This window comes from uncultured Phascolarctobacterium sp., assembly GCF_934190775.1.
GTDB lineage: Bacteria > Bacillota > Negativicutes > Acidaminococcales > Acidaminococcaceae > Phascolarctobacterium_A.
The window spans coordinates 55,044-68,323 of record NZ_CAKPTG010000002.1; the positions used below are offsets into that span (position 1 = coordinate 55,044).

A 13,280-nucleotide genomic window follows, 5' to 3' on the forward strand; every position below is an offset into this window, starting at 1 on the left:
ATTAGTTTGTATAAAATTACAAATACGAATATTTTGAGATATTAATGTTCGTTAATAGAGAGACTTATTGATAATTAACACAAGAATGACTCATGATGAAGCATTCTGACAGTAATTAGTGAATATTATTAAAATGAAAAATTATTACTTAGGCAAGCATTTTTCATCTGATAAGGATAGCGATAAAAATCTAAAATAGTATATAAGGAAAGGTGACCTAAATGGCCAAGATAAGCGTTTTGATTTTAGCAAAAAATGAAGAAAAGAATATTGGGGATTGCATTACCAGCTGCAGCTTTGCCGAGGATATTTTGGTTATAGATGATGGCAGTACAGATAAAACACAAGAGATTGCTGAAAGTCTGGGCGCTCGTGTTATTCATCGTAGCATGAATGGCGATTGGGGAGGGCAGCAGACTTTTGCAATTCAGCAAGCAAAGTTTCCCTGGATATTTTTTATAGATGCAGATGAACGTTGCACACCGGAGTTATCAAAAGAGATTGAAGCAGCTGTTGTGAAAAATGAGCAGGTTGCCTATTGGATAAAACGTATTAATAAATTCCATTATGATAAAGCAGAACATGGTGTTTTGCGTCCTGACTATGTATGCCGTGTAATGCCTGCTAAGGACTCTTATGTTGAGGGATATGTGCATCCGGCAATTATAACTCCCTATCCTAATAAAAAAATGCAAGGCCATATGTACCATTATACGTATGATAATTGGCAGCAGTATTTTAATAAATTCAATAATTATACTACTCTTGCTGCTGAAAAATATAAAAAGGCTGGTAAGGGAGTAAGTTTTTTTAGGGATATAGTTTGTCGTCCGTTATGGGCATTTATAAAGGTATACTTTTTAAATGGCGGTTTTAAAGATGGCCGCCTTGGTTGGATTTTGTCTGTAGATCATTATTTTTATACTATGACAAAATACGTGAAATTGTACTACTTATATAAGAGCAATGGCAAGCTGTAGGATGTGATAAAATGAAAATAGCGATTTTAGAAAGTATCATTATGCCAGCAGGTCATGAGGTTGAGTTTGATCGTATCTTGGTTGATGAGCTGAATAACCAAGGGCATGAACCGGTGATGCTGGTTCCAGAGAATTTCCCTTTTAAAATTAAATATAATGCTAAGGTTAATTACCTTGAAGGTGGAGAGGTTGTAACTTATGCAGGTGCCAATAAGTTTCAAAAGCTGTGGTTATCTGTAAAGCGTGAAAGTAGGCGCAGAAAGTGGTTTAATTCTGCTTATAAAAAAAGCAGCGAAAATAATTATGATGCTATCATTATTCCTACAGCAACCTACAGATATTTGCGCGCAATTTTAGATACTGACTTAAAGAACAGCAAGATACCTGTATATATTATTTTCCATGGTATTAACCCTCAGGAAAAAGCTAATTTTGTGAAACAGGCAAAGCGTTGTGAACGCTATCCTAATATTCATCTGAAGGTTATTACCTTGCGTAATGATTTTGCAAATGATGGCTTGAAAAATGTAGATTTGATTGTTCCACCTGTGTTTAAGCCGCAGGATTTGCCTGTAGATAAAAATTTGACGTATACGGAGCCGTTGACCTTGGGTTTTTTTGGTCAATATCGTCGTGAAAAGAATGTACGCTTCTTTTTAGATGCATTTAAGCGTGCTAAGTTTACTGTTCCTGTAAAGCTGATTATGCAGGGAGCGACGGCACGTACAGAGGACAGCGAAGAGTTTGAAAAGATTATCAGTGAATACAGGGATGTTCCTGGTATTGAATTTTGGCATAAAAATCTGATTGGTGAAGAGTGGCAAAAGGCGTTGCTTGGGGTTGATGTTATAATAGCGCCTTATGCTGCAGAGCGTTATCGCTATCATTGGAGTGCGATGTTGTTTACTGCTATTGGTTTTTATAAGCCAATTTTGCAGTCACCGGAAATGAATCCGGAGGTTTTGCAGGCATATAATGTTGGTGAGGCTGTCGCCCTGGATAGCGTTGATGCATTTACTAAGCAGTTGGAAACTTTTGTTAACAGTTATCCGGAGAAGCATGGGCAGTATAAGCAAGGGTTGATAGAAGCTAATGAGGCTTATAGCCATGAGAATTTGATTAAGAATTTTTTGAGCAAAGTTAAAAAACAAAGAATATTTTAGGAGAATATCATGAATGAATGTAAGAAAAAATATAAATTGATTTCTGTTATTGTACCTATTTATAAAGTCGAAGCATATTTAAGACGAGGTATAGATAGCATTCTTGCACAAGATTATCCTAATATGGAAGTAATTTTGGTTGACGATGGGTCCCCTGATAATTGTGGAAAAATTTGTGATGAATATGCAAAGAAAGATACGCGTATACGAGTAATACATAAACCAAATGGAGGCGTTAGTTCTGCTAGAAATGCAGGAATAGATGTTGCAAAAGGAGAGTATATTAGTTTTATAGATAGCGATGACAGTATTTTGCCATATATGTATTCCACTATGATACAAGTGATGGAAGATAATAATCTGGATATTGTTACTTGTGGGGTACAGAGAATAAAGCCTAGGAAAAAGATAAAAGAAGCATATGGAGATGGAAGTATTCATATTGTTAGTGGCAGAGAAGCTTTAATAGACTGTTTAGCAAATGATGGTGCTGCAGTTTGGAATAAAGTGTATACTAAAAAAGCTATAGGAGATGTTCGATTTCCTGTGGGACGTGTTTTTGAGGACTCTGTTGCTTCGTATTTGTTTTTAGCTAATGCAGAAAAGGTAGGATATATAAACAAGGTTTTTTATAATTATTATTATAATGGCAACTCTATTACACAAACATCCTTTACTCCTAAAGCAAGATGGGATTATGTTTTGGCGCGTAAAGAGGCATTTGAATATAGTGTAGCGAAAAATATTCCTTGTATCAAAGAATGTAAAAGTTTATATGTAAAGGCTTTATTATCTTGTATGACTGCTGTTTATGCTTGTGGGACAGATAGTGAAAAAAAGATGTATAAGGAGAAAATCATTCCGGAGTTAATAAAATACAAATCTGACAAAGATAGCTACTGTAAATTGAATTCTAAATATAAGATTTGGCTTAAATTTAGTGGAGATTTTAATATTATCCATATAATTTCTGCAAAAATATCTTTATTCAGCAAAAAATGCAAAAAAATATTGCGGTGAGAAAATAAATGTGCCAATAGTTTTCGTTATTATATCGGTATGCGGTGTAGACTAATATATAGCGTAGTATTTTGAATCTATATTATTTTAAATATATCCATGCCTTAATATAGTATGCATTCATTAATGCTTAATTAATGGTGGATGATTAATATGATTAAACAAGATAATAAAATAGATATGGTATATTTATGGTGCGATGGCAATGACGCTGACTTTAAAGAACGCAAGCAGCAATACTTAAAGCTTGAAGATAGTAGCGAGCAGGAAAATATTGAAGCTGTTGGCGATGTGCGCTTTTATGACAACGAAGAGCTTAAGTATTCATTGCGTTCATTAGAAATGTATGCATCGTGGATTAATCATGTCTATATAGTTACGGATAGGCAGGTACCATATTGGTTGAATGTGGAATATGAAAAGGTTACTGTTGTAGACCATTCGGAGATAATGCCACAGGAATGCATACCATGTTTTAATTCCACCGTAATAGAATACTTTTTGCCGTTTATCCCAAATCTTTCGGAAAAGTTCCTTTATGGTAATGACGATACATTTTTTGGCAATGAGACGAAACCAGAAGATTTTTTTGTGGGAGATAAACCGATTGTACGCGTAAAAAAAAGTCGTCGGAAGAAGCTTTCATATAATCCTGAAAAAAAGTATACTTATTATGGAACTGTACTGAATTCGTTGGAAATATTGGCGAAAGCTTATGGCAAGAGCTTACCTTATGAGTTGCACCATAATATAGATGCTTATAGTAAGTCGATGTTTCTTTCTACACTTGAAAAATTTAAGGATAGCTTAAATAAATGTGTTAAGAATAGGTTTAGAAAATTTAATGATATTCAGAGAATATTGTTTAACTTAAACATGGTATATACGGGAAAGGCAGAATTGAAAATTGTTTCTGATCCTAAACCATGGCGTTTGCGTCTTGACTTTTTGAAAAAGGTTAATTGGGAAAGCTATTGCGATGCAGACAATGCTCCTAAGATATACCCGCGAATAGTTAAGTATAAGCCAAAACTTTTCTGCATAAATTCAGGTGCTGATGCCACGATGGAAGAAAAAATGAAAACTAAGCAGTTTATGGAGTCGCTGTTTCCGCAACCATCTAGGTTTGAAAAAAGCATATAGTAATCGTTTGATTGTATCTATGTGCAGCGTAACAATTAGGCTGCAAAATATCTAATTCTCTTAATATATATTAGTGATTAGTTAGAAAGAGATGATTAATATGATTAAACAAGATAATAAAATAGATATGGTGTACTTGTGGTGCGACGGTAATGATTCTGCATTTAAAAAACGTAAGCAGCAATACTTAAAGATTGAAGATAACAGTGAGCAGGAAAATAATGAAGCTGTTGGCGATATACGTTTTTTTGACAACAAAGAGCTTAAATATTCGCTGCGTTCTTTGGAAATGTATGCACCGTGGATTAATCATGTATACATAGTGACCGATAGGCAGGTACCTAAATGGCTGAATACGAAATATGAAAAGGTTACTGTTATAGACCATTCGGAGATAATGCCACAGGAAAGCATACCCTGCTTTAATTCTGCTGTAATAGAATACTTTTTGCCGTTTATCCCCAAGCTTTCGGAAAAGTTTCTTTACGGTAATGACGATATGTTTTTTGGGAAAAAAGTATATCAGGAAGATTTTTTTGCTGGTGATAAGCCTATTGTAAGAGTGAAAGCAATTCGCCGCAAAAAACTTATGGCTTATCGTGGAACGAAATATACTTATTATGGTACGGTACTCAATTCCTTGGAGCTGTTAGAAAATACATATGGTAAGAAGGAATCATATGAATTGCATCATAATATAGATGCTTATCGGAAGTCACTGTTTCTTGTTACACTTGATAAATTTCAAAATCGCTTAAGCAAATGTTTTCAGAATAGGTTCAGAAAACCTGATGACATACAGAGAATATTATTTAGTTTAGATATGGTGTATTCCGGTAACGCAGAATTGAAAATTGTTACCAACCCAAAACCATGGCGTTTGCATCTTCACTTTTTAAAAAAGGTTGAGTGGGAAAGCCTATGTGATACGGATAATTCATCAAAACTACATAAAAGAATTAATAAATATAAGCCAAAATTTTTCTGTATAAATTCAAGTGCTGATACTACGTTGGAAGAAAAGACGAAAGTCAAGCAGTTTATGGAGTCGCTGTTTCCGCAACCATCAAAGTTTGAAAAAATATAGCTTGCTCATAATTTGCTTTATTGCTGAAATCACATATGAGAGGAGAAAAGGATTTGTTTTCTATTATTGTTCCGGTATATAATGTTGAAAAATATCTCGACAAATGTTTGGAATCAATGTTGAGGCAGACATTCAAAGATTTTGAATGTATTATCATAGATGATGGCTCGCCAGATAATAGTAATATTATTATTGATAAATATGTAAAGCTGGATCAACGCTTTAAGGTTATTCACCAGAAAAACATGGGCATCAGTGCAGCTAGAAATGCGGGACTTGATATTGCAGAGGGCGATTATATTATCTTTATTGATTCTGATGATTACATTGCTGATGATTATTTGGAAAAATTTGCCTTGAAAATAGCTGATACTGGTGCAGATATGGTTATTTGTGGACTTATAGAGGTTTACAAGGATTATGAGAAAAACAAGGTGTTTACAGCCGAAAGCACAGAAGTAATCAAGCAAAATATTTTAGCAGATGTATGGCCTTCGTATGTTTGGAATAAATGTTATAAAAAAGATTTATTTGGGGATATAAGATTTCCAATAGGGATGGTTTACGAGGATTTACTGACAATTCCTGCTATTTGCCTTAATGCAAAGAGAATCGAATGTATACCGGATAAGCTTTATTATTACAATCGCCAAAATGTAAATTCTATTACTGCGCAAAAAACTGTTAAAAATTTGTACGATCTTTTTCTAGGGCGCATGAAAAACAGGCGGTTAGCTGTAGAGCGTAATGTTGATTGTTTAAAAGCACTGGATAAAATAATGGTTAAGGAAACAATGAAGTGCTTGTTTAGGCAGTATGCTGATAATGAGCTTTCATTACTGCAGGAGCAAGAAATTTGTGATTATCTTAAGGAACGATTGACTAAATCTGAAATTATCGGTTTAAGAAATAAGTTTTGGGTGAAGATGCTTCTGGCAAAAAGGAAGAAGTTGTGCGTATGGTATGCTCACTTCAGAGGCTATATGTAATTTTGGAGTAAGCGTCAACTCTGCCGTATAAAAAAATCAGGACCGCTTTTGCGGTCCTGGTCAAAATCTTTATTGCTTAAAATATAAACGACATCCAACTGGTGCATTTTCTGGCATCAGAAAATGGGTATTGTCATTTTGGGACAGGTTTAATTTGGGGATAGACGAAGCCTACAGCTCCTTAGCTAACAGGTCCTTGAAGTACTGGTGCTCTTCGGGCGGAGTTTTTAAAATATCCATGGCTTGGTCGATGGAGACATTCAGTGTAGACATAAGATTTTTGATGCTTTCAGCCTCGCCTTCAGCTCTTCCGTCATTAATGCCAGCCTCATAAATTTGCTTGCTGAAATTATCCATAGTTGCGAGTCCCTTCTTTGGATGGTATGGTAGGTATGGTTACTTTTTACTGCGTTGGCTGAAACTATACTGGCACGCTATTGTAATAAAGCTCGTCAGGACAAATATCCTGACCTTCAGGCCAGATGACAGTAAATCCGTCTGCCTTTGCTAAAGAAAAATAAGAAAAATCCTTGAGCCTGCTATACCACGAACCTTTGATATAAGGCTTTACGTCGAATATTTTAGTTTCACCATTATTGAAAATAACCTTTAGAGTATAATCCTTTTGTACAGTTACGCTGATAGCGGTTGGTCTAAGCATAATTTTCACCTCTAATAATTGTTAACGTAATGGTTCAATTTTAAAATAGCCGTCACAGGCAGATAACAAAATCCAATTTGCGTTTAACTCATCTCTTACATTAGCAAATTTAAGTAACAGCTTAAATAACCTGCAAAGGAAAGCTGCACTCGTATAAATATTCCGGTGCAATATCAATTTCATCGCTCCAAGCTACGGAACCACAATCAGCCTTAGCTGTCAGGAAAAAACTGAGATTGTTCAATGGTTTGTAGATTGCTTTGGCAAGAAGTGGGCGAGCATCAAAAAGCTTTTTTTCGCCGCTGGCAAAGGTTAAAATCAGCGTATAATCCTTTTGCGGTTGTACGTTGGTAACTACCCATACTGGCGTTTTCATAATTGTGGTCACTCCTTTTAACGCAATGGTTCAATTTTATATAATGGTTCTTCGTTAATAGCCAGTTCCCAATTGGCTATTAGCTCATCTTTGTGAATTTCTGTCCAGGCTGCTATAAATTTAATCTGTCTTTTTGGCATATCTCCTTCAATTAGCTCACCATCAAGATTGAATGTAGCATAATATCCCTGATATGATGCATGGAAATGAGGCGGATTGTGTTCACCGTTGTTGTACATCTTAATAATAATACCATAAAACATTGAAATAGCCGGCATACTGTTTTCTCTCCTTTAATTATAATATTTGCTCCAGCAAAATACAACATAAGGTGCTGAACAAAAAAGCAGTACACATAGCATCCGGAAGTTTCGGATACCGTAGGTACTGCTAAATACTACCGACATGAGCCGGTAGGCTCTGCTTATTTTGTTGTGAATGTGAAGCTAAGATAAGTATAAATAAAAAGGAGAAGAAAGTCAAGTGAAGATTCTGAAAATAACGAAAATAAATCAGCGATACAATTGCTACTGTAGATGTCGGTGCTTTTGGCTACTACCAACATTTTCCTGCAAATTTCTGTAACCTACTTTACAAAATCTACTCTATCTTCTTTTTCTACGAGAAAACTGCAACTTTTTGTTGACAGTTACAAAGAATTACTGTATTATCATGCACATAACTTAATAATGGGCGATGAAGAGAAGAGTAAATGTACGAGCCTGGCAAAGAGAGCCTTCATAATGGTGCAAGAAGGAGCAGGTGGTGACATTGAAGATGGTCTTGGAGCCGATGGACTGAGATGCTGGCATTTAGGTCGTCCGGGTGCACCCGTTACAGTGCTGGAGTATTAAAGGGTAAACAATCCCTGCGTACTTGATGAGGTCCATGTGGTGACATATGGATGAATTAGGGTGGTATCACGAAGCAACGCTTTCGTCCCTGTATTTTTACAGGAACGGAAGCTTTTTTATTGCTCATCCTCCTGTAGCAAGTTTGATAATTAAAGTTAGGAAATGTAGGAGGAACAAATAATGCCGATTAAAATCAACGACCATTTATCCGCGATCTGCCAACTGCAGGAGGAAGGAATTTTTACCATGACAGAACAGCGCGCGACGACGCAGCGTATTCGTCCGCTGAAGGTGTGCGTGCTGAACCTGATGCCGCTGAAGAAGCCGACGGAGATTCAGCTACTACGCCTTTTGGGTAATTCCCCGCTGCAGATAGAAGTTGACTTCTGTCGTACCGTGAGCCGCGAAACCACTCACACCGATAATTCGTATCTTGACCGTGCGTATCTGGAGTTTGATGATATCAAGGACCGTTATTACGATGCCTTTTTGATGACGGGCGCACCGGTAGAAACCATTCCCTTTGAGGCGGTTGATTACTGGAAGGAAATAGAAGCTTATCTTGATTGGGCCGAATATCACTGTTATTCCACGATGACACTTTGTTGGGGCGCGCAGGCTGCCTTGTACCACTATTACGGCGTAAACAAAACGATTTTGCCGGCGAAAATGTTTGGCATCTTCCCCTACGGCCTGACGGTGAAAAATCATCCGTTGTTGCGTGGCTTTGACGACAGATATTTCATTCCGCAGTCCCGTCATACTGCGGTGGACGATGATGCGATTGATGCCTGCAAAGCACTGCAGGTTCTGTCACGTTCAGTAGAACACGGCATCAACATCTGCGCTACCAAGGATTTGCGTCGTATCTTCGTCTTAGGCCATTTCGAATATGATCGCTATACCCTGGCTAATGAATATTTCCGCGATAAGAAAAAGAATTTGCCGATTGATTTGCCGGAATTCTACTTCCCCGATGGCGATACAACGCAAGAACCGGTGTTTAAATGGCGCAGCTACGCGCATCTGTTCTATATGAACTGGCTGAACATTGTTTACCAGGATACGCCCTATGATTTGCACGAGCTGGCACCGGCGAGCGGTAATAAGCTGGATAAGGCTTTGGGTGATTATAACAAAATTCTTTTGCAGCTGCAGCGCATGGGTGCCGCAATTCCTGCTAACCAATAATATGATGATGAGAACAATTAAAGGAGAGATAGCAAATGAGTGATTTCAAACTTAATACAAAATGCTTAGTAGGTGGTTATAAACCCGGCAACGGCGAACCGCGCCAGATTCCAATCATCCAATCCACAACCTTTAAATACGATACAAGCGAGGCGATGGGCAAGCTGTTCGACCTGGAGGCTACCGGCTATTTTTACTCCCGCCTGCAAAACCCTACCTGCGATTTCGTAGCAGCAAAAATTGCTGAGCTGGAGGGTGGCGCTGCGGCGATGCTAACTTCCTCTGGACAGGCGGCAAACTTCTTTGCCCTGTTTAACATCTGCGAGGCAGGCAGCCACATTGTTGCTTCCTCTTCCATTTACGGCGGCAGCTATAATCTGATTGACGTAACGCTGGCGAAGATGGGTGTAACAGCAACCTTTGTTTCTCCCGATGCCACGGACGAGGAGCTGGACGCTGCCTTTCAGGAGAACACCAAGGCAGTCTTTGGCGAAATTATTGCCAACCCCGCACTGACGGTGCTGGATATTGAAAAATTTGCCAACGCTGCCCATCGTCATGGAGTGCCTTTAATCGTGGATAACACCTTCCCCACGCCGATTAACTGTCGTCCTATTGAATGGGGTGCAGACATCGTAACGCATTCCACGACGAAGTATATGGATGGCCATGCTGCCTGCCTGGGCGGTGCGATTATCGACGGCGGCAAGTTCGACTGGCTGGCGCATGCCGACAAATTCCCCGGCCTGTGTGCACCCGATGAATCATATCACGGTATTACCTATGCCGAAAAGTTTGGCAAGGAGGGCGCGTTTATTACCAAAGCAACGGCGCAGCTGATGCGTGACTTTGGCGCGATGCAGTCGCCGCAAAGTGCGTTCATCCTGAATCTTGGTCTGGAATCGCTGCATGTGCGCATGCCGCGTCATATAGAAAATGCTCAGGCTATAGCGGAATTTTTAGAGCAGCAGCCGCAGGTGGAATATGTCAACTACCCTGGACTGAAGTCCAATAAATACTATGACTTGGCGCAAAAATATCTGGGCAACGGTGGCTGTGGCGTTGTATCCTTCAACCTGAAGGGTGGACGCAAGGCGGCGGAAGCCTTTATGAAACGCTTGCAGCTGGCGGCAATCGAAACGCATGTTGCCGACGCACGCACCTGCTGCCTGAATCCGGCAACTACGACGCATCGCCAGATGACGGATGAGCAGCTAGCGGAAGCGGGCATTCCGGCAGGCCTTGTGCGCCTGTCCTGCGGCTTGGAGGATAAGGCAGATTTGCTGGCTGATTTGCAGCAGGCGCTGGCAGGTATTGCAGAATAAAGCTTTTATAATGAAATTTGCAGGCTGGTCCGTGGGGGCCGGTCTGCTTTTTTACCAAAAACGCCGTAAAGCCTCTGCTTTTAGGTATGGGGATATAAGGCGTATCTAGCGACCTTTACGCAAGTGTTGAGAGCTAGACATTTTAATTTATAGATACTTGCAATCTACCATCTTTCTGCTATACTTTAAATATGGCAAAAACAACCTGCAAATTCAATAATAACATAGTGTACTCGTATAAATATAATATGGTTTAGTGTCCTAAATACAGATAAAAATCTTAAATCTGTTATTAAGCAGTATATAGAGAATCAGAAAATGAAGTAGGGAGGTGCAAGAGATGAAAACCTATTGCTTTAAGTTGTATAGAGCGAAAAGAAATAAAAAACTCCATAAACAAATTAGTGCAGCAGGGCTTATCTATAATCATTGTATTGCACTTCATAAGAGATACTATTCTCTATACGGGAAATCGCTCAATAAATATCAGCTGCAAAAGCACCTGACGAAGCTCAATAAGCTATATAAATTCAGCTATATCAAAGATATAGGCTCACAAGCGGTACAGGATATAACCGACCGCATAGACAGGGCATACAAATTGTTTTTTAGAAATTTGAAACACAATATCCGCACAGCTCCGCCATCATTTAAGAAAATAAAGAAATATAAGTCCTACACGTTGAAACAGGCAGGTTGGAAGCTCCGTAGTGGCAATATCATTGAGATAGCAAAGCAGAAGTATCGCTATTTCAAGTCTCGTGAAATAGAAGGTACAGTGAAAACAGTCACAATTAAACGGGACACATTAGGAGATATCTACATTTATTTCGTATGCGATATAAATGAGAACGAAGTATTGGCAAGAACAGGTAAAAGCGTCGGCTACGACTTCGGACTAAAAACATTTCTATATGCGTCAGACAAAAAAGATATTGTATCTCCACTTTTTTTCAAGGCAAATGCAACGTCGATTGCTAAAGCTAATCGTAACCTATCCAGGAAGAAAAAAGGCTCAAATAATCGTAGAAAAGCTAGGTTAGAGCTTGCTAGACTACATAAACGAGTTGCAAATCAGCGTAGTGATTTCCACTGGAAAATGGCACAACGAATTGTTGGACAATATGCACTTGTAGCATTGGAAAATCTAAATCTAAAGGCTATGCAAAAGCGTTTCGGAAGAAAAATCTCCGACCTGGGTTTTGCAGACTTTGTACAAAAGTTAAAGTATTTAGCAAGCAGAACAGGTGCAAAAGTCGTAGAAGTAGATAAATTCTATCCATCTAGCCAGCTGTGCAGTCATTGTGGCTATCGAAACAAAGAAACGAAAGACTTGAAAATCCGCAGTTGGATTTGCCCTAGCTGTAATACAAAGCATAATCGAGATACGAATGCAGCCATAAACATAAAGACCGAAGGCGAAAGAATCGCCCTCGGATAAATAGATCTATATGGTTGGGGCATCAACCATTGTGGAGAGAGCTCGTAAGACCTGCATCTAGTAGGCAAAGCTCGCTATCATCCCAGAATCCCCCGCCTTTAGGCGTGGTGAGTATGTCAAATCTTGCGTATTAAAGTGTACAATAAATGTAATCAAGTCTGGCAAAAAACAGATATTTTGCTTAGATATAGCTGTAATAAATGGAGGAAGGGGCTATGTGTATGGATTTGTATAATGTACAAAAGCTGCTGCAGGCCAGGGTTCTGACAGGCAGTGAGCTGATGCACCGCCAAATTGAGTCCTGCTGCGGCAGTGATATGATGAGCGATGTTCTGGCCTTTACCAAACGCAACACCTTGCTGTGCACGGGACTGACTAATATGCAGGTAGTGCGCACCGCCGATATGACGGAGCTGAGCGCGCTGGTATTTGTGCGTGGAAAGGTGCCTGATGCTGATATTGTGGCAGCAGCGGCGGAAAATAATCTGCCGGTTCTGGCTACCGATTATACCTTATTTGAAGCCTGCGGCATTCTTTACGGAGCAGGTATCCGTGGCTGCAGCAAAAAGGAGTAATGCAAATGACAGACAGTAAATCCGTAAAATTGGCCTTTGACTGCGTGGGCGGCGATTTTGAACGCGCAGGCGAAGCCTCTTCTAAAATAAAAAAGATGCTGCAACGCCTGGGCATTCCGGCAGATATTGTGCGCCGTATTGCCATTGGTACCTATGAAGCAGAAATGAATGTTATTATTCACGCTGGCGGCGGTAATGTAGCGGCCGAGGTTTTCCCCGATGCTACCGTAATTACGGTAACTGACCACGGCCCCGGCATCCCTGATATCAATAAGGCCTTGCAGGAGGGCTGGTCTACTGCGCCTGATTATGTGCGTCAGATGGGCTTTGGCGCCGGCATGGGCCTGCCGAATATGGTAAAGTGCTCTGATAAGTTTGATATTCAGTCCAAGGTGGGCGAAGGTACCTGCATCACGATGCAGTTCAAGCACCAGAGCGAGGATTTATAAGAGATTTTAGGAAACGAGGTGATACG

15 protein-coding genes and 1 other annotated feature are annotated in these 13,280 nt (G+C 39.4%); of the genes, 11 read left to right on the plus strand and 4 right to left on the minus strand.

Translation table 11 applies throughout. From position 1 onward, the window contains the following. Window positions 1-221: 221 nt before the first annotated feature. The 6 genes from Q0G26_RS01205 to Q0G26_RS01230 all read left to right on the plus strand — a co-directional run bounded on the left by Q0G26_RS01205 (window position 222) and on the right by Q0G26_RS01230 (window position 6,382). Window positions 222-980 carry a glycosyltransferase family 2 protein gene (locus tag Q0G26_RS01205; protein ID WP_293827813.1) on the plus strand — a complete coding sequence of 253 codons (759 nt, stop codon included), beginning with the start codon at window positions 222-224 and terminating at the stop codon, window positions 978-980. A gap of 11 nt (window positions 981-991) precedes the next feature. Beyond that, window positions 992-2,143, plus strand: coding sequence for a glycosyltransferase (locus Q0G26_RS01210; protein WP_293827816.1), 1,152 nt, complete (start codon window positions 992-994; stop codon window positions 2,141-2,143). A gap of 9 nt (window positions 2,144-2,152) precedes the next feature. Continuing rightward, complete coding sequence (locus Q0G26_RS01215) at window positions 2,153-3,163, plus strand: glycosyltransferase (RefSeq protein WP_293827818.1); 1,011 nt, start codon at window positions 2,153-2,155, stop codon at window positions 3,161-3,163. Between the two features lie 153 nt (window positions 3,164-3,316). After that, the gene (locus Q0G26_RS01220) at window positions 3,317-4,306 is read left to right on the plus strand and encodes a Stealth CR1 domain-containing protein (protein ID WP_293827820.1); all 990 of its coding nucleotides are present in this window, start codon (window positions 3,317-3,319) and stop codon (window positions 4,304-4,306) included. Window positions 4,307-4,406: 100 nt separating this feature from the next. Further along, window positions 4,407-5,393: a hypothetical protein gene (locus Q0G26_RS01225; RefSeq protein ID WP_293827823.1), complete on the plus strand. Its 987-nt coding sequence runs from the start codon at window positions 4,407-4,409 to the stop codon at window positions 5,391-5,393. Between the two features lie 53 nt (window positions 5,394-5,446). Continuing rightward, window positions 5,447-6,382 carry a glycosyltransferase family 2 protein gene (locus tag Q0G26_RS01230; RefSeq protein WP_293827825.1) on the plus strand — a complete coding sequence of 312 codons (936 nt, stop codon included), beginning with the start codon at window positions 5,447-5,449 and terminating at the stop codon, window positions 6,380-6,382. Window positions 6,383-6,553: 171 nt separating this feature from the next. Here the strand turns inward: Q0G26_RS01230 and Q0G26_RS01235 are convergent, their stop codons facing one another. From Q0G26_RS01235 to Q0G26_RS01250, 4 genes are all read right to left on the minus strand, one after another. Beyond that, window positions 6,554-6,739, minus strand: a complete 186-nt coding sequence (locus Q0G26_RS01235) for a hypothetical protein (RefSeq protein WP_293827827.1) — start codon at window positions 6,737-6,739, stop codon at window positions 6,554-6,556. 64 nt (window positions 6,740-6,803) lie between these two features. Further along, window positions 6,804-7,043: a DUF2442 domain-containing protein gene (locus tag Q0G26_RS01240; RefSeq protein WP_277259171.1), complete on the minus strand. Its 240-nt coding sequence runs from the start codon at window positions 7,041-7,043 to the stop codon at window positions 6,804-6,806. A 121-nt stretch (window positions 7,044-7,164) separates the two neighbouring features. Continuing rightward, window positions 7,165-7,419, minus strand: a complete 255-nt coding sequence (locus tag Q0G26_RS01245; RefSeq protein WP_293827831.1) for a DUF2442 domain-containing protein — start codon at window positions 7,417-7,419, stop codon at window positions 7,165-7,167. A 17-nt stretch (window positions 7,420-7,436) separates the two neighbouring features. Then, window positions 7,437-7,697, minus strand: coding sequence for a DUF4160 domain-containing protein (locus tag Q0G26_RS01250; protein WP_276764708.1), 261 nt, complete (start codon window positions 7,695-7,697; stop codon window positions 7,437-7,439). Window positions 7,698-8,106: 409 nt separating this feature from the next. Further along, window positions 8,107-8,366 (plus strand) — a binding site (T-box leader). Between the two features lie 87 nt (window positions 8,367-8,453). Between Q0G26_RS01250 and metA the strand changes: the two genes are divergently transcribed. From metA to Q0G26_RS01275, 5 genes are all read left to right on the plus strand, one after another. Beyond that, the gene (gene metA / locus Q0G26_RS01255; protein ID WP_293827833.1) at window positions 8,454-9,464 is read left to right on the plus strand and encodes a homoserine O-succinyltransferase; all 1,011 of its coding nucleotides are present in this window, start codon (window positions 8,454-8,456) and stop codon (window positions 9,462-9,464) included. A gap of 35 nt (window positions 9,465-9,499) precedes the next feature. After that, on the plus strand, window positions 9,500-10,789 hold the full coding sequence (locus tag Q0G26_RS01260; RefSeq protein WP_293827835.1) for an O-acetylhomoserine aminocarboxypropyltransferase/cysteine synthase family protein: 1,290 nt from the start codon (window positions 9,500-9,502) through the stop codon (window positions 10,787-10,789). A gap of 340 nt (window positions 10,790-11,129) precedes the next feature. Continuing rightward, window positions 11,130-12,230 carry an RNA-guided endonuclease TnpB family protein gene (locus Q0G26_RS01265; protein WP_293722709.1) on the plus strand — a complete coding sequence of 367 codons (1,101 nt, stop codon included), beginning with the start codon at window positions 11,130-11,132 and terminating at the stop codon, window positions 12,228-12,230. A 221-nt stretch (window positions 12,231-12,451) separates the two neighbouring features. After that, window positions 12,452-12,805, plus strand: a complete 354-nt coding sequence (locus tag Q0G26_RS01270) for a DRTGG domain-containing protein (protein WP_366517719.1) — start codon at window positions 12,452-12,454, stop codon at window positions 12,803-12,805. Window positions 12,806-12,810: 5 nt separating this feature from the next. Next, window positions 12,811-13,254 carry an anti-sigma regulatory factor gene (locus Q0G26_RS01275; protein ID WP_009145643.1) on the plus strand — a complete coding sequence of 148 codons (444 nt, stop codon included), beginning with the start codon at window positions 12,811-12,813 and terminating at the stop codon, window positions 13,252-13,254. Window positions 13,255-13,280 lie beyond the last annotated feature (26 nt).